17 protein-coding genes are annotated in these 22,954 nt (G+C 70.8%); 8 read left to right on the top strand and 9 right to left on the bottom strand.

The annotated features are described in order from the left end of the window. Positions 1 to 6 precede the first annotated feature (6 nt). Positions 7 to 3,024: a bifunctional [glutamine synthetase] adenylyltransferase/[glutamine synthetase]-adenylyl-L-tyrosine phosphorylase gene (locus tag ACVFI9_RS09880; RefSeq protein WP_474766130.1), complete on the top strand. Its 3,018-nt coding sequence runs from the start codon at positions 7 to 9 to the stop codon at positions 3,022 to 3,024. A 224-nt stretch (positions 3,025 to 3,248) separates the two neighbouring features. On the opposite strand, the gene glnA is transcribed toward ACVFI9_RS09880, so the two are convergent. Beyond that, positions 3,249 to 4,673, bottom strand: coding sequence for a type I glutamate--ammonia ligase (gene glnA, locus ACVFI9_RS09885; RefSeq protein WP_474766131.1), 1,425 nt, complete (start codon positions 4,671 to 4,673; stop codon positions 3,249 to 3,251). 139 nt (positions 4,674 to 4,812) lie between these two features. Here glnA and ACVFI9_RS09890 point away from each other — a divergent pair, with 139 nt between their 5' ends. After that, entirely contained in the window at positions 4,813 to 5,247 is a 435-nt protein-coding gene (locus ACVFI9_RS09890) for an RDD family protein (RefSeq protein ID WP_474766132.1), read from the top strand. A gap of 78 nt (positions 5,248 to 5,325) precedes the next feature. Here ACVFI9_RS09890 and ACVFI9_RS09895 read toward each other — a convergent pair whose 3' ends face one another. The 3 genes from ACVFI9_RS09895 to lipB form a co-directional block, all read right to left on the bottom strand. Beyond that, the gene (locus tag ACVFI9_RS09895) at positions 5,326 to 6,048 is read right to left on the bottom strand and encodes a DUF4191 domain-containing protein (protein WP_474766133.1); all 723 of its coding nucleotides are present in this window, start codon (positions 6,046 to 6,048) and stop codon (positions 5,326 to 5,328) included. Between the two features lie 74 nt (positions 6,049 to 6,122). Next, positions 6,123 to 7,112 carry a lipoyl synthase gene (gene lipA / locus ACVFI9_RS09900; RefSeq protein WP_474766135.1) on the bottom strand — a complete coding sequence of 330 codons (990 nt, stop codon included), beginning with the start codon at positions 7,110 to 7,112 and terminating at the stop codon, positions 6,123 to 6,125. Beyond that, positions 7,109 to 7,750, bottom strand: a complete 642-nt coding sequence (gene lipB / locus ACVFI9_RS09905) for a lipoyl(octanoyl) transferase LipB (RefSeq protein ID WP_474766137.1) — start codon at positions 7,748 to 7,750, stop codon at positions 7,109 to 7,111. The genes lipA and lipB overlap by 4 nt, the downstream gene beginning before the upstream one ends. 125 nt (positions 7,751 to 7,875) lie before the next feature. On the opposite strand from lipB, the gene ACVFI9_RS09910 reads away from it, so the two are divergent. Then, the gene (locus ACVFI9_RS09910) at positions 7,876 to 9,486 is read left to right on the top strand and encodes a protein kinase family protein (protein ID WP_474766138.1); all 1,611 of its coding nucleotides are present in this window, start codon (positions 7,876 to 7,878) and stop codon (positions 9,484 to 9,486) included. Here the strand turns inward: ACVFI9_RS09910 and sucB are convergent. From sucB to ACVFI9_RS09925, 3 genes are all read right to left on the bottom strand, one after another. Next, entirely contained in the window at positions 9,483 to 11,147 is a 1,665-nt protein-coding gene (sucB, locus tag ACVFI9_RS09915) for a 2-oxoglutarate dehydrogenase, E2 component, dihydrolipoamide succinyltransferase (RefSeq protein WP_474766139.1), read from the bottom strand. The two genes, ACVFI9_RS09910 and sucB, sit on opposite strands and share 4 nt — an antisense overlap. 67 nt (positions 11,148 to 11,214) lie before the next feature. Beyond that, entirely contained in the window at positions 11,215 to 12,588 is a 1,374-nt protein-coding gene (gene lpdA, locus ACVFI9_RS09920) for a dihydrolipoyl dehydrogenase (protein ID WP_474766140.1), read from the bottom strand. A gap of 97 nt (positions 12,589 to 12,685) precedes the next feature. Continuing rightward, complete coding sequence (locus ACVFI9_RS09925; protein ID WP_474766141.1) at positions 12,686 to 14,152, bottom strand: leucyl aminopeptidase; 1,467 nt, start codon at positions 14,150 to 14,152, stop codon at positions 12,686 to 12,688. 87 nt (positions 14,153 to 14,239) lie between these two features. Between ACVFI9_RS09925 and ACVFI9_RS09930 the strand changes: the two genes are divergently transcribed. The 4 genes from ACVFI9_RS09930 (at position 14,240) to ACVFI9_RS09945 (ending at position 18,841) form a co-directional block, all read left to right on the top strand. Then, positions 14,240 to 15,166, top strand: a complete 927-nt coding sequence (locus ACVFI9_RS09930) for a proteasome assembly chaperone family protein (protein ID WP_474766143.1) — start codon at positions 14,240 to 14,242, stop codon at positions 15,164 to 15,166. A 264-nt stretch (positions 15,167 to 15,430) separates the two neighbouring features. Then, positions 15,431 to 16,837: an RNA polymerase sigma factor gene (locus ACVFI9_RS09935; RefSeq protein WP_474766144.1), complete on the top strand. Its 1,407-nt coding sequence runs from the start codon at positions 15,431 to 15,433 to the stop codon at positions 16,835 to 16,837. A 7-nt stretch (positions 16,838 to 16,844) separates the two neighbouring features. Next, positions 16,845 to 18,101 (top strand): Mur ligase family protein, encoded by a 1,257-nt coding sequence (locus ACVFI9_RS09940; RefSeq protein ID WP_474766145.1) that lies wholly within the window; start codon positions 16,845 to 16,847, stop codon positions 18,099 to 18,101. Continuing rightward, entirely contained in the window at positions 18,098 to 18,841 is a 744-nt protein-coding gene (locus ACVFI9_RS09945; RefSeq protein WP_474766147.1) for a type 1 glutamine amidotransferase, read from the top strand. The genes ACVFI9_RS09940 and ACVFI9_RS09945 overlap by 4 nt, the downstream gene beginning before the upstream one ends. 281 nt (positions 18,842 to 19,122) lie before the next feature. Here ACVFI9_RS09945 and ACVFI9_RS09950 read toward each other — a convergent pair whose 3' ends face one another. After that, on the bottom strand, positions 19,123 to 19,359 hold the full coding sequence (locus tag ACVFI9_RS09950) for a DUF7455 domain-containing protein (RefSeq protein ID WP_474766149.1): 237 nt from the start codon (positions 19,357 to 19,359) through the stop codon (positions 19,123 to 19,125). A 143-nt stretch (positions 19,360 to 19,502) separates the two neighbouring features. Here ACVFI9_RS09950 and ACVFI9_RS09955 point away from each other — a divergent pair, with 143 nt between their 5' ends. Further along, on the top strand, positions 19,503 to 21,581 hold the full coding sequence (locus ACVFI9_RS09955; protein ID WP_474766151.1) for a DNA gyrase/topoisomerase IV subunit B: 2,079 nt from the start codon (positions 19,503 to 19,505) through the stop codon (positions 21,579 to 21,581). On the opposite strand, the gene ACVFI9_RS09960 is transcribed toward ACVFI9_RS09955, so the two are convergent. Beyond that, positions 21,582 to 22,919: an FAD-binding oxidoreductase gene (locus ACVFI9_RS09960; protein ID WP_474766153.1), complete on the bottom strand. Its 1,338-nt coding sequence runs from the start codon at positions 22,917 to 22,919 to the stop codon at positions 21,582 to 21,584. Between the last annotated feature and the right edge of the window lie 35 nt (positions 22,920 to 22,954).

The raw sequence follows: 22,954 nt of genomic DNA on the forward strand, positions 1-22,954 counted from the left end.
AGACGGATGTCACGACAGGCGCCAACCCTCGGACGGCTCGCTCGCGCGGGCTTCGACGATCTCGACCGGGCGTCCGCCTCGCTCGAGGAGGTCGCCGCTTCGACGGGAATCGACGAGGAGCGACTGCTGGCCGCGCTCGCGCACTCGGGCGACCCCGACGAGGCGCTCGCGGCGATCCGACGGCTCGAGGAGCGGGCGCCGGAGCAGCTGATCGAGGTGCTTCGCCAGGATGCCTCCGCCGAGCGCCTGACGCGGCTGCTCGGGGCGTCGCGAGGATTCGCCGACTTCCTGCTGCGGCATCCGGCCGAACTCGCCGTGCTGCAGCAGGAGCCGATGCACCCGCTGGCGGCCGATGACGCGCGAGCCGTGGTGACGGCCGCGCTCGACGGCGTCGACGTGCCGCAGGCCCAGTTCGCCGATGCGGCGACGGCGGCCGTGCGGGTGCGCTACCGGCGACTCCTGGCGGGCATCGCGGTCTACGACCTCACCCGCCCGAGCACCATCGAGGCGGTCGACACCGTCGCGGCGGGGCTGGCGGATCTCGCGGGTGCCGCACTCGACGCCGCCCTCGCGGCGGCTCGCCGGGTCGTCGCCCGCGCCGAGGGCGAGCCTGCGGCGCCCGGCCGGTATCCCGCGCGGGAGGTCGAGGCCACCCGACTCGCGATCATCGGCATGGGCAAGGCCGGTGCGCGCGAGCTCAATTACGTGAGCGACGTCGACGTGATCTTCGTGGCGGAGTCCGCCGACGAGGACATCGTGTCGACGGCGCGCGCGATCGACATCGCCACCCGGCTGGCGATGGTCACGATGCGGATGATCGCCGAGCACGGCATCGAGCCGCCCCTGTGGGAGGTGGATCCGAACCTCCGGCCGGAGGGCAAGGACGGCGCGCTCGTGCGCACGCTCGACTCGCACCTGCAGTACTACGACCGCTGGGCGAAGAGCTGGGAGTTCCAGGCGCTCCTCAAGGCACGGCCGCTCGCCGGCGACCTCGAGCTCGGCGGTCGCTACGCCGCCGGGGTCGCACCCAAGGTGTGGGCCAGCTCGGCTCGCGACGGGTTCGTGGAGTCGGTGCAGCGCATGCGCGAACGCGTCACCGAGCACATCCCCGCCGACGAGGTCGACGTGCAGGTGAAGCTCGGCCCGGGCGGCCTGCGCGACATCGAGTTCACCGTGCAGCTGCTGCAGCTCGTCCACGGGGCGAGCGATCCCGGGATCCGTCAGCCCGGGACCCTGCCCGCCCTCGCGGCCCTGGCCGAGCGCGGCTACGTGGGCCGTGAGGAGGCGGCGGAGTTCTCACGCGACTACCGGGTGCTGCGGGTGCTCGAGCACCGGCTGCAGCTCGATCGGCTGCGTCGCACGCATCTCATGCCGCGCGAACCTGCGCGGCTGCGCATCCTCGCCCGAGCCTCGGGCCTCGCACGGAATGCCGAGGACCTCACCGCGCTCTGGCAGGGCACCCGACAGCGGGTTCGCGGCCTGCACGAGCGCCTGTTCTATCGGCCGCTCCTCTCCGCGGTGGCCGCGCTGCCCGCGGGCGGGCTCGAGCTCACGAGCGCGCAGGCCGAGGCGCGACTCGCGGCGATCGGCTTCCGCGACCCCAAGGGCGCCCTCGCCCACATCGGCGCGCTCACGGCCGGCGTCTCGCGCCGCGCGACCATCCAGCGGCATCTCATCCCGGTGCTCATCTCGTGGTTCGCCGAGGGCGCCGATCCCGACTACGGGCTGCTCGCCTTCCGTCGGCTGAGCGATACGCTCGGCACCACGCACTGGTACCTGCGACTGCTGCGGGACTCGTCGGATGCCGCGCTGCGCCTCACCCGGGTACTGTCGGGCTCGAGGTTCGCCGGCGAGCTGCTCGAGCGCAGCCCCGAGGCGGTCGCCTGGCTCGAGGACGTCGAGGAGCTGCGCCCGCGACCGCTCGCGGCGCTCGAGGACGAGAAGCGAGCCGTGATCGCGCGGCACGGCGATGCGGATGCCGCGGCGAAGGTGCTCCGCGCCATCCGCCGCCGCGAGGTGTTGCGCCTCGCACTCTCGGCGATCCTCGACGTCTGCACCGTCGAGGAGCTCGGCCGCGGACTCTCGGACGTGACCGAGAGCCATATCGCCGCCCTCGTCGAGGCGATCCGCGGGAGTGATCCCGACGGTGTGGAGTTCGCCGTCATCGGCATGGGCCGTTTCGGCGGACGCGAGCTCGGGATCGGCTCCGACGCCGACATCGTCTACGTCTTCAGGCCCACGGATGCCTCGCCGGAGGCCGCACAGGCGAAGGCGCTGCGCATCGTGTCCGAGCTCGTCCGCCTCAGCGAGGACGCGCGTCTGCCGTTCGAGCTCGACGCCGACCTGCGGCCCGAGGGCCGCAACGGCGTCGTCGCCCGCTCGCTGGATGCGTACCGTGCGTACTACGCCAGGTGGTCGCTGACCTGGGAGGCGCAGGCGCTGCTGCGGGCGCGCGGCGTGGCGGGCGACGCCGCGCTCATCCACGACTTCACCGAGCTCGCCGACAGCGTGCGGTACCCGGCCGAGATCTCGGACCACGACATCCGCGAGGTCAAGCGCATCAAGGCCCGGGTGGAGAACGAGCGCCTGCCGCAGGGCGCCGACCCCACGAGGCACCTGAAGCTCGGACGCGGTTCGCTGTCGGACGTCGAGTGGTTCGTGCAGCTCGTGCAACTCGAGCACGGTGCCGCCGAGTCGTCGTTGCGCACGACTTCGACGCTCGAGGCGCTCGAGGCGGCCGTCGAGCACGGCTACGTCACGTCGTCCGACGCGAGCGTGTTGCGGGCCGCCTGGGTGTTCGCGTCGCGCGCGCGCTCGGCGCTCACGCTCTGGCTCGACCGGACCACCGACGTGCTGCCCGTCGACCGTTCACAGCTCGAGGGCGTCGCCCGCATCATGGGCTATCCGCACGGATCGGCGAGCCGCCTCGAGCACGACTACCTGCAGGTCACCCGGCGCGCCCGGGCGGTCTTCGAGCGCGGCTTCTACGGCGTCGAGCCGCGGCGCGAGCCCACCACGAGCTGACCTGCCGGGCACTACGGCTGGTAGCGGACGGCATGCGCCACGAGCACGGTCGGCAGCCAGGTGTCCACGCCTCTCACGGTACGCCAGCATTCTCGAACACGAGGAATCCTCAACCATCGCGTCATGGCGTCGCCGAGTCGACATCCACCGACGGTCGGCACGAGCGAACGAACGACGGCCCCGCACCACTCGGTGCGGGGCCGTCGTCCTGGGGGGAGCAGGGATCAGACGCCGTAGTACAGCTCGAACTCGAACGGGTGCGGGCGCTGCGCGAGCGGCTTGATCTCCTTCTCGCGCTTGTAGTCGATCCACGTCTCGATGAGCTCGCGAGTGAACACGCCGCCCTCGAGGAGGAACTCGTGGTCGGCCTCGAGCGCGTCGAGCACGGCGTCGAGGGTGCCGGGAACCTGCGGGATCGCCTTGGCCTCCTCGGGCGGCAGCTCGTAAAGGTCCTTGTCGACCGGCTCGTGCGGCTCGATGCGGTTGCGGATGCCGTCGATGCCGGCCATGAGCTGCGCGGCGAAGGCGAGGTACGGGTTGCCCGAGGCATCCGGAGCGCGGAACTCGATGCGCTTGGCCTTGGGGTTGGTGCCTGTGATCGGGATGCGGATGGCCGCCGAGCGGTTGCCGGCCGAGTACACGAGGTTCACGGGAGCCTCGAAGCCGGGCACGAGACGGTGGAAGGAGTTCACGGTCGGGTTCGTGAACGCGAGCACGGCGGGCGCGTGCTTGAGCAGGCCGCCGATGTACCAGCGCGCGGTGTCGGACAGGCCACCGTAGCCGGCCTCGTCGTAGAACAGGGGCTTGCCCTCGTTCCAGAGCGACTGGTGGGTGTGCATGCCCGAGCCGTTGTCGCCGAAGAGCGGCTTCGGCATGAACGTGGCCGTCTTGCCCCACTCGTTCGCGGTGTTCTTGACGATGTACTTGAACTTCAGGATGTCGTCGGCCGCGTGCACCATCGTGTCGAACTTGTAGTTGATCTCGCCCTGGCCGGCCGTGCCGACCTCGTGGTGCGAGCGCTCGACGTCCAGGCCGACCTCGATGAGCTTGAGCACGATGTCGTCGCGGAGGTCGGCGTGCTGGTCGACCGGCGAGACCGGGAAGTACCCGCCCTTGAACGGGGTCTTGTTGGCGAGGTTGCCGCCCTCCTCGACGCGGCCCGAGTTCCAGGCGCCCTCGCTGGAATCGACCGAGTACGAGCTCGAGTGCTGGTTCACCTCGTAACGAACGTCGTCGAAGATGTAGAACTCCGCCTCGGGGGCGAAGAACGCGGTGTCGGCGATGCCGGTCGAGGCGAGGTACTTCTCGGCCTTCTTCGCGACCTGACGCGGGTCCTTCGCGTAGATCTCGCCGTTGCGCGGGTTGTAGATGTCGAAGACCATGACGAGCGTGCGCTCCGCACGGAACGGGTCGACATAGGCGGTGGAGACATCCGGGATCAGCTGCATGTCCGACTCGTGGATCGACGCGAACCCGCGGATCGAGGAGCCGTCGAACAGCTGGCCGACCGTGAAGAACTCCTCGTCGACGGTCGACGCCGGGATGTTGAAGTGCTGCTGCACACCCGGCAGGTCGGTGAAGCGGATGTCGAGGAACTTGACATCCGTCTCCTTGATGAAACTGAGCACTTCAGACGAATCACTGAACATGTGACGAACACTCCAAGGGGGCGGGTGGGGACCGGACGAACTTGCACAGCCGTAAGCGACGGTATCGGTGCGCGATTACCCGACCGTGACGCGGATGTTTCGGCCATGTTACGCGGGGCCCGGTCGGTAGAATCGAGCCGTGCCAGCAACCGAGCCTCGAACCTCCGGCGAACTCGAACCCAGTCGGTGGCCGGGGGAGCGACTGGGACTTCCCGAGACGGGCCCGAACTCGGTCGGCCGCCTGGGCCGGCGTCTCGCGGCGCTCGCCATCGACTGGGCGTCGGCGATGATCCTCGCCCTGGTCTTCCTGCCGTACGACTCGGCGCTCTACTCCTGGCTCACGCTCGGCATCTTCGCCGTGCTGCAGGTGCTCTTCATCCCCACGATCGGCGGGAGTGTCGGCCATCGGCTCGTCGGGCTCCGCGTGGTGCCCGTCTCGGGCGGCTGGGTCGGCTTCTGGCGCCCCGTCGTGCGCACGGCGCTGCTCGCCATCGTGGTGCCGGCGGTCATCTGGGACTCCGACCAGCGCGGCTTCCACGACAAGCTCGCGGGCACGGTGCTCATCCGGGCGTGAACGGCGAAGCGGCATCCGCCGACGACGGATGCCGCTTGCCACACGAGCCGGGCCGGGCGGAGTGCCGGGCGGGCCGGGTCAGCGCATCTTGCCGCGCTGCGGCCGCACCTTCATGGGATCGACGCCCTTCGGGATGGGCAGTTGGGTCTGCAGCGAGTTCAGTCGGTTCGCGACCGCGAGCACCTCGGGCTTCGTGAGCGTGCGCTTCGTCTTGCGCAGCGTAGCGGGGAGGCGGTACAGCTCGATGGAGCCCTCTTCATGGCCCACCGAGATGAGCGTGATCGGAACGTTGGGAAGCACGCGTGCGACCTTGCGCTGCTCGTCGTCGAGCATGCGCTTCGTGCGGCTGACCGGACCCTCGCTGATGAGCGCGACCCCGCCGCGTCCGACGGCCCGGTAGACGGCGTCCTGCGTCTTGCCGTTCACGGCGACGGGCATCTCGTTGCCCGTCCAGCCACCGCGGAGTCCGCTGCGGAGGACGGCCCCGACGGCACCCGGCTGGCCGTCGATCTGCGAGTACGCGGCGCGCTCTGCTCGGCGTCCGAGGACGACGAGGGCGAGCAGGATGCCCGCGAGCACGCCCGCCACGATCCACAACGCGATCGTGAAGCCGTTGCCCTCGCCGAGCCACAGCGCGAGCGCGAGGCCCACGAGCACGGGAGCGAGGAAGCTGAGGAGCATGAGCCACTGCGCGCTCGAATCATAGCGGCGGGTCATCTGGAAGACCTGCCACATCTGCTTCATGCGGCCGGGCTCTTTGCGGGGTTTGGGGGTGGACCCCGCGTCCTTGGTGCGTGCCATGGTGACTAGGATACCGGCGTGCGAACGCCGCCTCCGACCGTGTTCTCGCAGGGCGGAGGCGGCACCCGGATGCCTCAGCCGACCGCCTGCGCGAACCCGAGCGACGTGTCGGCGAGATGGGCGAGCGCCGGCGGCAGCTCGCGTCCCTTCGCCTGCATGGACTGCGCCCAGAGGCGGCCTGCGCGGTACGACGAGCGCACGAGCGGCCCCGCCAGCACGCGGAGGAAGCCGAGCTGCTCGGCCTCCTCCTTGAGCTCCACGAACTCCTCTGGCCGTACCCACCGATCGACCGGCAGGTGCCGGGGACTCGGCCGGAGGTACTGCGTGATCGTGATGATGTCGGTGCCCGCGTCGCGCAGGTCGCGGAGCGCCTGCGAGACCTCGGCTCGCTCCTCGCCCATGCCGAGGATGAGGTTGGACTTCGTGATCAGCCCCGCGTCGCGGCCCTGCGTGATCACGTCGAGCGAGCGCTCGTAGCGGAAGGCCGGCCGGATGCGCTTGAAGATCCGCGGCACCGTCTCGACGTTGTGGGCGAAGACCTCCGGCCGAGCCGAGAACACCTCGGAGAGGAGCTCGGGGTTGCCCGAGAAGTCGGGCACGAGGATCTCGACGCCGGTGCCGGGCGACTGGCGGTGGATCTCGCGGATCGTCTCCGCATACAGCCACGCGCCCTCGTCGGGCAGGTCGTCGCGGGCGACCCCCGTGACGGTGGAGTACCGCAGCTGCATGCGCACCACCGACTCCGCGACGCGACGAGGTTCGTCGACGTCGTACTCGGCCGGCTTGCCCGTGTCGATCTGGCAGAAGTCGCATCGCCTCGTGCACTGCGAGCCGCCGATGAGGAAGGTGGCCTCTCGGTCCTCCCAGCACTCGTAGATGTTGGGACAGCCGGCCTCCTGGCAGACCGTGTGCAGTTCCTCGCTCTTCACGAGGTGCTGGAGCTGCCGGTACTCGGGACCCATCTTCGCGCGCGTCTTGATCCACTCGGGCTTGCGCTCGATCGGCGTCTGGGCGTTGCGGACCTCGAGGCGCAGCATCCGGCGCCCCTCGGGTGGGGTGCTCATGCGGCGACCGCCGCCTCGGCCTCGGCGAGGAACCGCTGGGTGATCGGCTCGACGAGCTGCTCGGGCGTCACTTCGCGGCCGAGCTCCTGCGTGATGGTGGTGACTCCGGCATCGCGGATGCCGCAGGCGACGATGCGGTCGTAGGGCTCGAGCGAGTTGCTGCAGTTGAGCGCGAACCCGTGCATCGTGACGCCGTCGGCGACGCGGATGCCGATCGCGGCGATCTTGTTCTCGAGGCCCGGCGGCCCCACCCAGACGCCCGAGCGGCCATCGACGCGACGGCCGTCGACACCGAGGTCGGCGAGGACGTCGATGAGGATGCCCTCGAGCCGGCGCACGTAGCCCACCACGTCGATGGGTTCGGCCAGGTGGAGGATCGGGTAGCCCACGAGCTGGCCCGGGCCGTGCCAGGTGATCTTGCCGCCGCGGTCGACGTCGATGACGGGGGTTCCGTCGGTCGGCCGTTCATCGGGCGCGGTGCGCTTGCCGGCGGTGTAGACGGAGGGGTGTTCCAGGAGGATGACGGTGTCGGGGCGTTCGCCCGCGACGACCGCGCGATGGACGGCGCGCTGAAGGTCGAGACCCTCGATGTACGGCACGGAGTTGGCGCTTAGCCCCGCGACGACGAAGTCGAGCATGCGGACCAGTCTAGGCGGCTCCCGCGGGTGCTCGACTCCTCCTCCACACGCTCGAGTCGTGGATCATCGTCCTGCCACGCCGACGCGGCGGCCGACTGCCGTCCCTTCTCACCGAGGATGTCGGCATGAGCCGGGACCGCCGTCAGCCGCACGTCGCCGCCGCGTCATCCGTACGCCCGGCCGCACCGGCGCCGCTCGCCGACGGCCTCGCGGGCTACCGTCTGCTGCGGAGGATCGCCTCAGGTGACCGGGCCGACGTCTACCTCGCGACGACGGATGCGGCATCCGATTCCCATGGCGAAGCCACCGCCGGGCCGACGGATGCACCGACGGCCCTCGTCGCGGTGCGGGTCTATCCCGCGCACGTACCCGACGACACCGTCGCGGCCGAGATCGAGGCGATGTCGACCGACACGAGCGGGAGCCTGCCCGCCCTCTTCGATGTCGCCGGATTCGACGACGGACGGTGCTGCCTGGCCGTGGAACGCGTCTCCGGCCCGTCGGTCGCCCGGCTGCTCATCGACCGCAGCCTCTCCGCCGGCGAGGCGGTCACGATCCTCGCGCCCATCACCGTGGCCGTTGCCGAACTCGCGACCAACGGGTTCGTGCACACGCGACTCTCGGCCGGCGACGTGCTGCTCGACGAAGCGGGCCGACCGCGGCTCATCGGGCTCGGAGCCCTCGGTCGCCTCCCGGGGCCCGAGCACGCCGCCGAGCGCACGGCACTGCTTCGCGAGGGCCACGCCGCCCTCGCCGAGCTGCTCGAGGAGGTCGGGGCGGCCGTTCGGCCGGCCGGCGCGCTCGACGCCGCCATCGCCCTCGTTCGGGCCAGGCTCCGGGAGCGGCCGTTCCTGCGGTGCGAGGCCGAACTCGAGCGCCTCCTGTTCGCGGCCGCCGTGCCCGAGCCGATCCAGGGTGTCGCCGTGCGGGCGGCACGGGCGGCGTGGGTTCCGGCCCGCGTCACCATGCCGGTGCAGGCGGGCGCGGGCGAGGGCCGTGCGCAGCTCGGGCCGGCGCAGGAGGCGCCCGTGCACCGAGCCGGCGGCGTTCGCCGGTTGCTCGGCCTGGCGCAGCTGCCCGAGGATCTCCATGAGCGCCTGACCGACGCGACGACGGCGTCTTCGACGGCGCGTCTGCGCGAGCGCTTCACCGCGGCATTGCGCGCACGCCGCGGCGCCCTGACCATCGGGGGGCTCCTGGGCGGGGGAGCGCTGGTGCTCCTGCTCACCCTCGTGCCCCCGGCGACGGCCGACGGCGGCAAGCCGGGTCATGATGCGGCGACCGCTGCGACCGGCGCTCCCGTGGCGTCGGCCGACGTGCCGGCCGCGGCGACCGCCGCCGAGTCGCCCGAGACGCCGGGTGAACCGACGGCATCCCCGGTTCAGCGAGCGCTGCCTGGATCCGAAGAGGCCCGCGGCAAAGATCCGATCGCCGCTGCGCGCTGGTTACTGGAGCGGCGCACCGAGTGCTTCGCCACCCTCGACCTCGACTGCCTCGACGAGGTGCTCCAACGCGGTTCGGCCATCGAGATCGAGGATCGAGCGGCGCTCCTCGCCGCTCGCGACGGCGCCGCGGCGCCCGCCGTGACGTTCGATGCGTCGGAGGCGGTCGTCACCGTCGAGATGGGCGATGCCGTGCTGATCGCGATCTCGCGCGCCGGGCCCGAACGCGAACCGGCCTCGCTCCTCGTGGTGAGGGGCGAGGCCGGATGGCGTCTGCGCGAGATCTTCGACTAGATCCCGAGCACCGACTCGAAGTCGCCCTCCTCCAGCCGCTCCTTGACCGCGGTCAGGAAGCGGGCGGCGTCGGCGCCGTCGATGATGCGGTGGTCGTACGAAAGTGCGAGGTAGATCATCGAGCGGATCGCGATCGCGTCCGAGCCGTCCTGGCTGACGACGACCGGTCGCTTCACGACGATGCCCGTGCCCAGGATCGCCGACTGCGGCAGGAACACGACGGGCGTGTCGAACAGCGCACCGCGCGAGCCGGTGTTGGTCAGCGTGAAGGTGCCGCCCGAGAGCTCGTCGGGCTTCAGCTGGTTGTTGCGCGTGCGGTCGGCGAGGTCGGCGATCTGCGCGGCGAGGCCCGCGATGTCGAGGTCGCCCGCGTTGCGGATCACCGGGGTGAGCAGGCCGCGCTCGGTGTCGACCGCGATGCTCATGTTCTCGGTCGGCGGGTAGACGATGCTGTCGCCGTCGACCGTCGAGTTGATGATCGGATAGGCGCGAAGCGCCTCGGCCGCCGCGAGGGCGAAGAACGGCAGGAAGGAGAGCTTGTTGCCGGTCTTCTCCAGGAACGCGCCCTTGACCCGATCGCGTAGCCGGGCGACACGCGTCACATCCACCTCGACGACCGTGGTGAGCTGCGCGGTCGAGGTCATGGAGACCACCGCGCGCTCGGCGACGACCTTGCGCAGTCGCGTCATCGGCACGGTCGTGCCGCGCAGCGGCGACGTCGCGAGCGGGGTGCGCGCAGGCGCGGCGGCGGCCGCGGGAGCGGCGTTGGCCGAGATGACGTCCTGCTTGCGGATGCGGCCGCCGACACCGGTGCCCGTGACGTTCGCGAGGTCGACGCCCTGCTCGTTCGCGAGCTTGCGCACGATCGGGGTGACGTAGCCGCTGGGTCCGGCGTGCGATCCCGACGGCGCTGCGGCAGCCGGGGCCGGAGCCGGGGCGGCGGGCGCTGCCGCGGGAGCGGGAGCGGGAGCGGGTGCCGGAGCAGCGGGTGCCGCCGCGGGAGCGGGAGCAGGAGCGGCCGGCGCCGCCTCGGGGGCGGGTGCCGGAGCGGCCGGCGCCGCCTCGGGGGCGGGTGCGGGAGCGGCCGGCGCCGCCTCAGGCGCGGGAGCCGCAGCAGCCGGTGCCGCCTCGGGGGCGGGAGGAGGAGCGGCCGGTGCCGCCTCGGGGGCGGGTGCCGGAGCAGCCGGTGCTGCCGGGGGCGCTGCGGGAGCAGCCGCAGGTGCGGCGGGCGCGGCCTCAGGTGCCGGTGCCGCAACGGGAGCGGCCTCCGCCGCCGGCGCCGGTGCAGCCTGCGGTGCCGCCGCGGGCGCGGGCGCCGGTGCGGCGGGTGCGGCCTGGGCGGGCGCGGCTTCCGCCGGAGCGGCCTCAGGTGCAGCCGGAGCCGCCGCTGCGGGGGCCGCCGCCTCGGGCGCGGCAGCGGCCGAGCCGTCGCCGATCGTGACCAGGGGCGTGCCGACCTCGACGGTCTCGTCCTCCTGGACGAGGATGGCTTCGATGACGCCCGCCACGGGCGATGGGATCTCGGTGTCGACCTTGTCGGTCGAGACCTCGAGCAGCGGCTCGTCGACCTCCACACGGTCGCCGACGTTCTTCAGCCATCGGGTGACCGTGCCCTCCGTGACACTCTCGCCGAGTGCCGGGAGGCTGACGGATTCGCTCATGCGCTTGTCTCCTTCACAGCGTGTGACGCTTTCTAGCTTATTGCAGTCGAAATTCCGGGACGCCGGGTCAGCTCACGTGGAGCGGCTTGCCGGCGAGCTTGAGGAAGGCCTCGCCCATGGCCTCGTTCTGGGTCGGGTGGGCGTGGATGAACGGCGCGATGTCCTCGGGGTACGCCTCCCAGTTCACCGCGAGCTGGGCCTCGCCGATGAGCTCTCCGACGCGGGAGCCGATCATGTGCACGCCGACGATGGGACCGTCGTTCACGCGCACGACCTTGATGGACCCGCTGGTCTCGAGGATGTGGCTCTTGCCGTTGCCGGCGAGGTTGTACTCGTACGACGAGACCTGGTCGGCGCCGTACTTCTCGGCCGCGCGTGCCTGGGTGTAGCCGATGGAGGCGACCTCGGGCTCGCAGTAGGTGACCTTGGGGATGTTGACGTCCTCGACGAGGATCGGGTTCAGGCCCGCGATCTCCTCGGCGACGAAGATGCCCTGCGCGAACCCGCGGTGCGCGAGCTGGAGGCCGGGCACGATGTCGCCGACCGCGTAGACGCCCGGCACGTTGGTGGCGAGGCGCTCGTCGGTGATCACGAAACCGCGGTCCACCGTGATGCCGGCCTCTTCGAACCCCAGTCCCTGCGTGGCGGGGCCGCGGCCGACGGCGACGAGCAGCAGCTCGGCCTCGACGGTGTCGCCGTTCTCGAGGGTCACGACCACGCCGTCGTCGTGCTGCGTGACGCCCTGGAAGCGGACTCCCAGCTTGTACTCGATGCCGCGCTTGCGGAAGGCGCGCTCGAGCTGCTTGGAGACCGACTCCTCCTCGTTCGGCACGAGGTGGGGAAGCGCCTCGATGATCGTGACCTCGGAGCCGAACGACTTCCAGACGCTCGCGAACTCGACGCCGATCACGCCGCCGCCGAGGACGGCGACCTTCTTCGGCACGAAGTCGAGCTCGAGCGCCTGCTCGCTCGTGATGACGCGGCCGCCGATCTCGAGGCCCGGAAGCGAACGCGAGTACGAGCCCGTGGCGAGGATGACGTTCTTGCCGACGATGCGGTCGTCGCCGACCTGCACGGCGTTCGATGCGACGAGCCGCCCCTCGCCCTCGATGACGGTGACGCCGGCGGCCTTCACGTGCGCGCCGAGACCCTTGTACTTGCCGGCCACGATCTTCTCGCGGTACGCGGTCACGGCGGCGATGTCGATGCCCTCGAAGACCGAGCGCACGCCGAACTTCGCGGAATCGCGCGAGTTGTCGGCGATCTCGGCCGCGTGCAGCAGCGCCTTCGTGGGGATGCAGCCCCGATGCAGACACGTGCCACCCAGCTTGTCCTTCTCGACGAGCCCGACGGTGAAGCCCAGCTGCACGGCACGCAGCGCCGCCGCGTACCCTCCGCTGCCGCCACCGAGGATGACAATGTCAAAGTTCTGCTCGGACAACCGCAATCTCCCTTGCGCACCAGATCTGCGACACGGCCGACCCCCGGGGAAACAGGGGGCAGGGTGTACGGGCGACGAACTCGCCCATACGACCTTACTACCCTGCCGAGAGGTCCTCGCCCAGCCGGATGAGCGCCCGAACGGCGACGCCCGTGCCCCCGGAAGCGGTGTATCCCCACGCCCCGCCGGTGTTGAACGCGGGGCCGGCGATGTCGAGGTGGGCCCATGGGATCCGGTCGCTCGAATCCGTGCGCTTCCCGATGAACTCGCGGAGGAAGACGCCGGCGAGGAGCATCCCGGGCACGGTCGTTCCGAGCTTGGTGTTCGTCAGGTCCGCGATGTCCGACTTGAGGAGCGATCGGAGGTCTCCGGGCAACGGCATCGGCCACACCGACTCGCCGACGGCGTCGGCGGCTGCGCGCGTGCGCGCGACGAGGGCGTCGTCGCCCATGAGCCCCGAGACGCGGTGCCCGAGGGCCACGACCTGAGCGCCGGTGAGGGTCGCGACATCCACGATCGCATCGGGTTGCTCGGCACTGGCGGCGGCGAGGCCGTCGGCCATCACGAGCCGCCCCTCGGCGTCGGTGTTGAGCACCTCGACGGTGGTACCGCCGTGGGTCCGCAGCACGTCGTTCGGCCGCAGGGCCGTGCCCGACGGCAGGTTCTCGGCCAGGCACAGCCAGCCGGTGACCCGGATGGGGACGTCGAGTTCGGCGAGCGCGACCAGCGCCGAGAGCACGGCCGCTGCGCCGGCCATGTCCATCTTCATGCCGACCATCGAGGCCATGGGCTTCAGCGAGAGTCCGCCGGAGTCGAACGTGATGCCCTTGCCGACGAGGGCGAGATGCACGGATGCCCTGTCGGGGGCGTACTCGAGGCGCACGAGCCTGGGGCCGCGGCTCGAACCCCGGCCCACGGCGAGGATGCCTCCGAAGCCGTCGGCCTCGAGGTCGGCCTCGTCCCAGACCCGGGCGGAGATGCCGGCCGTGCGCCCCGCTTCGACCGCGAGCTCGGCGAGGTGCTCGGGGGAGAGGTCGCCGGGCGGGGTGTTCACGAGGTCCTTGGTTCGCGCGACCGCGGTCACGATGGAGCGCACGCGCTCGAGCCGGACGCCCGAGACGTCGGTGTGCAGGGTCACGCGGCCGACGGGCGCCTTCGCCTCGGCGCGGTACCCGTTGAACGCGTAGGCACCGAGGCCGGCGCCTTCGAGCAGCGCCTCGGCGGAGTCGACGTCGGCGGCGGGAATGGCGACGGCGACCGAGCCGACGCCGGCGAGCTGGCGTACCGCGCTGCCGGCGGCCAGGCGGAGGCCCGTGGCATCCGACCGCTCGCCCATGCCCGCGACGGCCACGATCGCCGGCCCGGCGCCCTGCGCGGGGAGGCGCGTGAGCTCGTCGGCTGCGCCGCTCGCTCCGAGCTTCGACAGGAGCGGAGCCACCCATCCGTACTCGGCCGGTGCGAGGAGCTCCACGCCGGAATCTGAGGGTCGGGCGGCGAGCAGGAGCACGTCGGCCTCGGAGGCGCTGACGGGATCGGTGGAGCTGGCGAGATCGGGGACGGTCATGCAGCCGATGGTACGTGTTCGCTCCGAGCGTCACGCCGCAGCGCCGCCGGCGGCCGAGCCGCGACGGCCCGTCAGTAGGCTGAAGACATGCGCGATCCCCGTTCCCTGTACGAGTTGAATCCGGACGTCGTGGTTCCGCCCGGACTCCCGCTCGTCGCGGGACTCACCGGGTTCGCCGATGCCGGCGCCGCGGTGGCGCAGACCACTGAGTACCTGCTCTCGACGCTCGAGAGCACCGTCGTGGCCACCTTCGACGCCGACGAGCTGCTCGACTACCGGGCGCGCCGGCCGATCATCCTGTTCGCGGCCGACCACCTCACCGACTACCGCCCGCCAAGACTCAGCCTCGATCTCGCGCGCGATGAGCTCGGCCAGCCGTTCCTCCTCCTCACGGGGTACGAGCCCGACTTCCAGTGGGAGCGATTCGGCTCCGCCGTGCTCGGCCTCATCGACGATCTCCAGGTGTCGTCGACGACGTGGATCAACTCGATCCCCATGCCGGTGCCGCACACCCGGCCGATCGGCATGACGGTGAGCGGCAACCGCAGCGACCTCATCGAGGCGATGTCGGTGTGGCGCCCGACCACGCAGGTGCCGTCGAATGCGCTGCACCTCGTCGAGTACCGCCTGCAGGAACGCGACCACGCGACCACGGGCTTCGTCCTGCTCGTCCCGCACTACCTCTCCGACACGGAGTACCCGGTCGCCGCGGTCGCCGCCCTCGAGGCGATCAGCGCCTCGACGGGGCGCATCTTCCCGACCGACGCCCTGCGCGAGCAGGGGCGCGAGTTCGTCGCGCGCATCGACGAGCAGGTCGCCGAGAACAGCGAGCTCGCCAAGCTCGTCGGCACGCTCGAGGAGCGCCACGACTCCTACATGGAGGGCACGTCACTGCGGTCACCGCTCACCGACGAGGCGGGCCAGCCGCCGTCGGCCGACGAGATCGCGGCGGAACTGGAGAAGTTCCTCGCCTTCCGCCGCACCCGCGACGACGAGTCGCCGCTCGGCGGCTGACGCGGGGAGAACGCCCCTGAGCGGGAATTCCCGGCGCCCCGGATTCGTTGTCATCACTGGGAGAAGCGGGCGATGAACGCGCTCGCGGAGGCGTGACTGTATAATGGGGGCAGGACCCGTTCTGGTCCGCTGGCACGACACGTTTCGCGCCGAACAAGCGGACTTGACATGGGTCCTCATAGTGTCCGAAAACGACCGGGCCGAGAACACGAGCCGCGCGTCCATGAGGGCACGCGCCGCTCGACGGTAGGAGAGGTTCAACGAATGGCAACGACGAAGGCTGCGACGTCGGCGAAGAGCGAGGCGGAGAAGCCCGCTGCGACGCGTGCGACGGCCGCGAAGTCGAGCGCCGCGAAGACGAAGACGCCCGCGAAGGGCGCTGCCAAGACGGCGACGAAGAGCGCTGCGTCCGCGGGCAAGACGCCGCGCACGAGCACCGCGAAGTCGACGGCCAAGCCGCGCGGCAAGGCGAAGGCCGGAGGCGCCGGCGCCGATGAGGACGAGATCGAGCCCGAGGAGCTCGACGACGTCGAGGTCGACACCGACATCGAGGTCGAGGCGGAAGCCGTCGACACCGAGGCGGTCGACGCGGACGCGACGGAGACGCCCGACGCGGCATCCGTCGCCGACACCGACGACGACACCGACGAAGAGGCGAAGCCCGTCGCGGTCGAGCCGCACCCCACCGGCGCGCTCGTGCTGCGCGCGGTCGACGACGAGGACGAGGTCCCGGTGTACTCGTCGGCCATCACCGGTGCGACCGCCGACCCCGTCAAGGACTACCTCAAGCAGATCGGCAAGGTCGCGCTCCTGAACGCGGCCGAAGAGGTCGAGCTCGCCATGCGCATCGAGGCCGGCCTCTTCGCCGAGGAGAAGCTGTCGCACATGTCCGACGCCGAGAAGCGCTCGCAGCTCGGTCGCGAGCTGCAGTGGGTCGCGAAGGACGGCCAGCGCGCCAAGAGCCACCTGCTCGGGGCGAACCTGCGTCTCGTGGTCTCGCTCGCCAAGCGCTACACAGGCCGCGGCATGCAGTTCCTCGACCTGATCCAGGAGGGCAACCTGGGCCTCATCCGTGCGGTCGAGAAGTTCGACTACACCAAGGGCTTCAAGTTCTCGACCTACGCCACGTGGTGGATCCGCCAGGCCATCACGCGCGCGATGGCCGATCAGGCGCGCACCATCCGCATCCCCGTGCACATGGTCGAGGTCATCAACAAGCTCGCCCGCGTTCAGCGCCAGATGCTGCAGGACCTGGGTCGCGAGCCCACGCCAGAAGAGCTGAGCCGCGAGCTCGACATGACCCCGGAGAAGGTCATCGAGGTGCAGAAGTACGGCCGCGAGCCCATCTCGCTGCACACGCCCCTCGGCGAAGACGGCGACAGCGAGTTCGGCGACCTCATCGAGGACACCGAGGCGGTCGTGCCGGCCGACGCCGTGGGCTTCACCATGCTGCAGAAGCAACTGGAGTCGCTCCTCGACTCGCTGAGCGAGCGCGAGGCGGGCGTCATCCGCATGCGCTTCGGCCTCGGCGACGGCATGCCGAAGACGCTCGACCAGATCGGCGACACCTTCGGCGTCACGCGTGAGCGCATCCGCCAGATCGAGTCGAAGACCATGGCGAAGCTCCGCCACCCGTCGCGCTCGCAGTCGCTCCGCGACTACCTCGAGTAGGCCGCCGGTGCGCTACGCGCCGGCGATCCTCGTCGGCAGGCTCGTCCGATTCGCCGCCCGGCTGCGTAAGCCCGGCGGCGGATCGGCGATTCCGGGCCTGATCGTCAATCGGATCGCGCCGGGCTACCTCAAGCGAACGCTTTCGGGCTTCCCGCAGGGCCTCGTGGTCGTCTCGGGATCCAGCGGCAAGTCGACCACCACGAAGATGCTCGTCGCGATCCTGCGCGCGCACGGGGTCGACGTGTTCACGAACCCATCGACGGCGAACATCAGCCAGGGGCTCACGTCCGCGCTCCTCGAGCGCGCCGACTGGCGGGGCCGCGTGCCCGGCGACATGGCCGTGCTCGAGATGGACGAGGGTCACGGCGCCCTGGTCATGCAGGGGGTCGACGCGCGGGCCGTCGCCCTCACGAACGTCATGGTCGACCAGATCGATCGGTTCCATGACTCCGACATGGTCGCGGCCATGCTCGCGAAGATCGCCGCACGCGCGAACGAGTCGATCATCGTGAACGCCGACGACGCGTACCTCGAGCGGCTCGCCGCTCAGGTGTCGCCGGATGTCGCGGTGCATCGCTTCGGCGTCTCGCAGGCGGTCGTCGACGGCGCACCCCGTGGGCTCGGGTACACCGAGTCGACGGCGGCCCGGCTGGAGCCGGGCGGTGGCGTCATCGTCGAGGGCGTCGACGGTCGCACCGCACTCATCAACGACGGTCGGTCGTTCATCACGACGTCGCTGCCCGCCCGCGGCGTGCATTACGCCGTCGACGCGGCCGCCGCGTACACGACGGCCAAGGCGGTGCTCGGCGAACGATTCTCCGCGAGCACCGCGAACCAGGCGCTCGGCGCCATCCCACCCGTGTTCGGTCGGGGCGAGCGCGTGACCGTGCGCGGCCAGGAGGTCGAGTTCGTGCTCGTGCAGAACCCGACGAGCTACCAGCTCAACGTCGACAGCATCGAGCCGGGCACCGAGCAGATCCTCTTCGCCATGGGCTCCGACGTGCGCGATCCCTCGTACTTCTGGCCGACGGATGCCTCGTCGCTTCGCCGGGTGGCGATCGTGAGCGGCTCGAAGTCCGCCGAGGCGGCGCTCATGCTCGCCTACGACGGCGTGGAGATCGACCGCGTGGACTCCGACCTCGCGCGCGCACTGGACGACTTCCTCGCCCTGCCCGCCCCGGCGAGGGGCGTGAAGACCATCGTCTTCACGGCCGACTCGATGCGTCGCACGCGGGCCCACCTCGGACTCTCGGGAGCGGAATGACCCTCACCATCGTCGCGCTGCTGCCTGCGCACCAGAACACGAACGGCGACGCCGAGAACGCGGCTGTCCTGCGCCGGCGCGCCGAGTGGGCGGGGCTCGACGCGCGGGTCGTCGCCGTGGACGCGCGGGAGCAGCTTCCCGAACGCGTCGACGCGATCGTGCTCGGATCGGGCAGCGACTCATCCATCGAGCGGAGCCGCGCCGTGCTGCTCACGATGCACGACGAGCTGCGCACCTGGGGCACCGAGGGCGTGCCCATCCTCGCCGTCGGAACCGGCTGGGAGCTCTTGAGCTGGGGCATCGAACGTGCCGACGGCTCGAGCATCGAGGGCCTCGGCATCCTGCCCGGCCGCGCCGTGCCGTCGCCGGCCCGGGTCACCGGCGACCTCGTCGTCGCCTCGCCGCGGTTCGGCACGCTCGTCGGCTTCGAGAATCACGCCCGCGACTACGTCGGCGCCGAGGGTTCACCCCTCGGGCGGGTGCGCTCCGGCACCGGGAACGGGCGCGCGTCGGGCCAGGAGGGCGTCGTGATGGGCTCCGTCGTGTGCACCCACCTGCACGGACCCGTGCTCGCGAAGAATCCGGCGTTCGCCGACCACCTCCTCGGCATCGCCGCCGAGCGCGCCGGCCTCACATACGAGCCCGGCCCGCGCGCCGCCGTCGTCGACGCGTACGCGACCGCCGCCAGGGAGGCGCAGCTCGGCGCCGTGCGCGCGGCAGCACCGCTCACGCACGCGTAGTCGCGGCATCCGTCGCCTCGCATCGCACGTCACGGTGCCGAATCCCGGGTTTCGGCGACTCGACCCACCCGAACCCGGGATTCGGAAACGGAGTAGTCAGCGCGAATCCCGGGATTCGGCGACTCGACCCACCCGAACCCGGGATTCGGAAACGGAGTAGTCAGCGCGAATCCCGGGATTCGGCGACTCGACCCACCCGAACCCGGGATTCGAAACCGGAGTCGTCGCGCAACGCGGAACGCCCCGGCCGAAGCCGGGGCGTTCCGTCGTGAATCGGTGTGTCAATCGCGGTCGTCGGTGAGCAGGCGGCTCGACTCGTCGTGCCAGCTGTGCGCGATCTGGGAGAGCTTCTCCTGGTGCTTGCGGCCGTGGTGGGCGCAGAAGAGCAGCTCGCCGTTGGCCACGACGACGCGGATGTAGGCCTGCGCGCCGCAGGCGTCGCAGCGGTCGAGCGCGGTGAGCTCATACGGGGTGTCGAGTTCATCGACCGCACCGGTGGTCTCGGTGTACTGGGTCATGGCTCCTCCTCCTGCTCGACCTCGTGTTCCGTTCCTCAATGAAAGCACGGCAAACGGGGTGATCCTCCCGTTGCGGCTGGCATTTCGCTGTGCGCGTAGCGCCTCGCGCGTCGTGTCCTCCGGCGTCAGTAGGCTTGACCGACGTGAGCTCCGACTATTCCGCCCGCCATCTCTCCGTCCTCGAGGGCCTCGAGGCGGTCCGCAAGCGACCCGGCATGTACATCGGCTCGACCGACTCCCGAGGCCTCATGCACTGCCTGTGGGAGATCATCGACAACTCGGTCGACGAGGCGCTCGCGGGCCACGGCAACGAGATCGGGGTCGTCCTGCACCCCGACGGCAGCGTCGAGGTGCGCGACCGCGCACGAGGCATCCCCGTCGACGCCGAGCCCAAGACGGGACTGTCGGGCGTCGAGGTCGTCTTCACCAAGCTGCACGCCGGCGGGAAGTTCGGTTCCGGCTCGTACGCGGCCTCCGGCGGACTGCACGGCGTCGGGGCATCCGTCGTCAACGCCCTCTCCGAACGACTCGACGTCGAGGTCGACCGAGACGGCCGCACGTGGGCCATGTCGTTCCACCGCGGCGAGCCCGGCATCTTCACCGACACGGGGGAGCCCACCCCCGATGCGCCCTTCACGCCGTTCGAGGAGCACAGCGAGCTCCAGGTCGTCGGCAAGGTCGCGAAGGGCGTCACGGGTACGCGCATCCGGTACTGGGCCGACCGGCAGATCTTCACCAAGGGCGCCGAGTTCCAGACCGACGAACTGCTCGCCCGCGCTCGTCAGACCGCGTTCCTCGTGCCGGGCCTCACGATCGACGTCACCGACGAGCGCGGCGCCGAGCCGCACACGACCTCGTTCCAATTCGAGGGCGGCATCTCCGAGTTCGTCGAGCACCTGGCGACGGATGCCCCGCTCACCGACGTGTGGCGTCTCACGGGCACCGGCGGCTTCACCGAGACCGTGCCCGTGCTCACCGAGGGCGGCGCCATGGTCCCCACCGAACTGCAGCGGGAGTGCCACGTCGACATCGCACTGCGCTGGGGCACCGGCTACGACACGATCGTGAAGTCGTTCGTGAACATCATCGCCACGCCCAAGGGCGGTACGCACCACACGGGCTTCGAGCAGGGGCTCCTGAAGTTCCTCCGCCAGCAGGTGGAGCAGAACGCGCGCCGCCTGAAGGCCGGAAACGACAAGCTGGAGAAGGACGACGTGCTCGCCGGGCTCACGGCCGTCGTCACGGTGCGCCTGCCCGAGCCGCAGTTCGAGGGTCAGACGAAGGAGGTCCTCGGCACTCCGGCCGCGCGCGCGATCGTGGCCAACGTGCTCACGAAGGAGCTCGGGGCGCGGTTCTCGTCGCCGAAGCGCGACGACAAGGCGCAGTCGGCGCTCCTGCTCGACAAGGTCGTCGCCGAGATGAAGTCGCGCATCTCGGCGCGGGCGCACAAAGAGACGCAGCGGCGCAAGAACGCGCTCGAGAGCTCGTCGCTGCCGGCCAAGCTGGTCGACTGCCGGTCGACGGATGTCGCGCACAGCGAGCTCTTCATCGTCGAGGGCGACTCGGCGCTCGGCACCGCGAAGCTCGCACGCGACAGCGAGCACCAGGCGCTGCTGCCGATCCGCGGCAAGATCCTCAACGTGCAGAAGGCGAGCGTGTCCGACATGCTCGGCAACGCCGAGTGCGCCTCGATCATCCAGGTGATCGGCGCCGGGTCCGGTCGTAGCTTCGACCTCTCGGCCGCGCGGTACGGCAAGGTCATCATCATGAGCGACGCCGACGTCGACGGCGCCCACATCCGCACCCTGCTGCTGACCCTCTTCTTCAGGTACATGCGGCCGATGATCGAGGAGGGCCGCGTGTTCGCCGCCGTCCCTCCGCTGCACCGGGTGGTGGTGATGAACCCCGGCTCGAAGCCGAACGACACCATCTACACGTATTCCGAAGCCGAGCTGCAGGGCGTGCTCGCGACGCTGAAGAAGCAGGGCAAGCGGTACCAGGATCCGATCCAGCGCTACAAGGGCCTCGGTGAGATGGATGCCGATCAGCTCGCGACGACCACCATGGACAAGCGCAAGCGCACGTTGCGCCGCGTCGGCATCGGCGACGCCGAGAACGCCGGCCGCGTCTTCGAGCTGCTCATGGGCAATGAGGTCGCCCCGCGCAAGGAGTTCATCATCGACAGCTCCGATGCGCTCGAACGAGACCGCATCGACGCATGATCACTCGCCGGCCGACGGCCGGATGTTCTGGTTGAGGTGGAACACGTTGTCGGGGTCGTAGACGTCCTTGACGGCGGTCAGCCGGTCGAGCTTCTCCCTCGAGTAGGCGCGCCGGATGCCGCGTTCGCCGTCGTCGCCGAGCACGTTGACGTACGCGCCGCTCGCGAAGCGGTCCATCGTCGCGGCGTATCGCCTGGCCGCGTCCATGCGCGCGTCATCTTCGGCCGGGTCGTGCCAGCGGGCTGCTGCGACGAACTCGAACGCGGTGTCACGTCGTGAGAACGCGGTCTCCTCGTCGGGCACGTCGGCGATGGCCCCGCCGTACGCCTGCAGGCTGACGTTCGGCATCAGTTCGCGGTCGCGGGCCAGGAGCGCGTCGATGAGGTCGTCCTCGAGCGCGTCGAAGTAGTGACCCTTCCAGTACCGTCGCCAGGCGTGCCCCTCTTCGTCGTCTTCGCGGGTCTGGAGCTGCAGATACGACATCGGCTGGATCACGCGCTCGGCGGGCTCCGCGGCGTCGGCCACGGCGCGCGCGAGCTCGGCGGTCACCGCGGCACCGTCATCGGGGTCGCCGACCCAGACGAGGCCCAGCGCGACGGTGCCGTTCGAGATGGTGGCGTTCCACGTCGCCTGCCGCGGCGCCGTGGCGGCCAGGTCGCGCCATCGTCGCATCGGTCCGCCCGCCTCGGCCACGGGGTAGCGGAGCTCCGCCGCGAGGGCGTCGCCGGGCTCCGGGTGCAGCGCGAACTCGAACTCGGTGACGACCCCGAAGTTGCCGCCGCCCCCGCGCAGTGCCCAGAACAGGTCGGGGTGCTCGTCGGTGCTTGCGCGCAGGGTCGCCCCGTCGGCGGTGACCACCTCGAACGCGGTCACGTTGTCGCAGGAGAGTCCGTGCTGTCGGGCCAGCCAGCCCATGCCACCGCCGAGGGTCAACCCGCCGACGCCCGTGTGCGAGACGTTGCCGGCGGTGGTGGCGAGGCCCAGCGCCTGAGTCGCCACGTCGAGCGCGCCGAGGAGTGCTCCGCCCTGCACCCACGCTCGCCGCTGCGCCGGGTCGACGACCACTCGCCCCATCGGTCGCAGGTCGAGCATCAGGCCGTCGTCGGGCACGGCGTGGCCGACGATCCCATGGCCGCCGCAGCGCACGCCCACCTCGAGGTCGCGTTCACGGGCGAACCGCAGGGCCGCGGCGACGTCGGCCGCATCGGCGCACTGCGCGATGTACCGCGGCCGCCGATCGATCATGGCGTTCCACACGGCCCTCGCGGCGTCGTACTCGACCTCGTCGGGGGAGAGCACCCGCCCCGAGATCGTGGCTTGCAGCTCCGCTTGCGTCATGGGTCACCCCTCACCCGGATCCAGCCGCACGTCGC

The organism is Agromyces sp. NSFZ, from assembly GCF_056156205.1.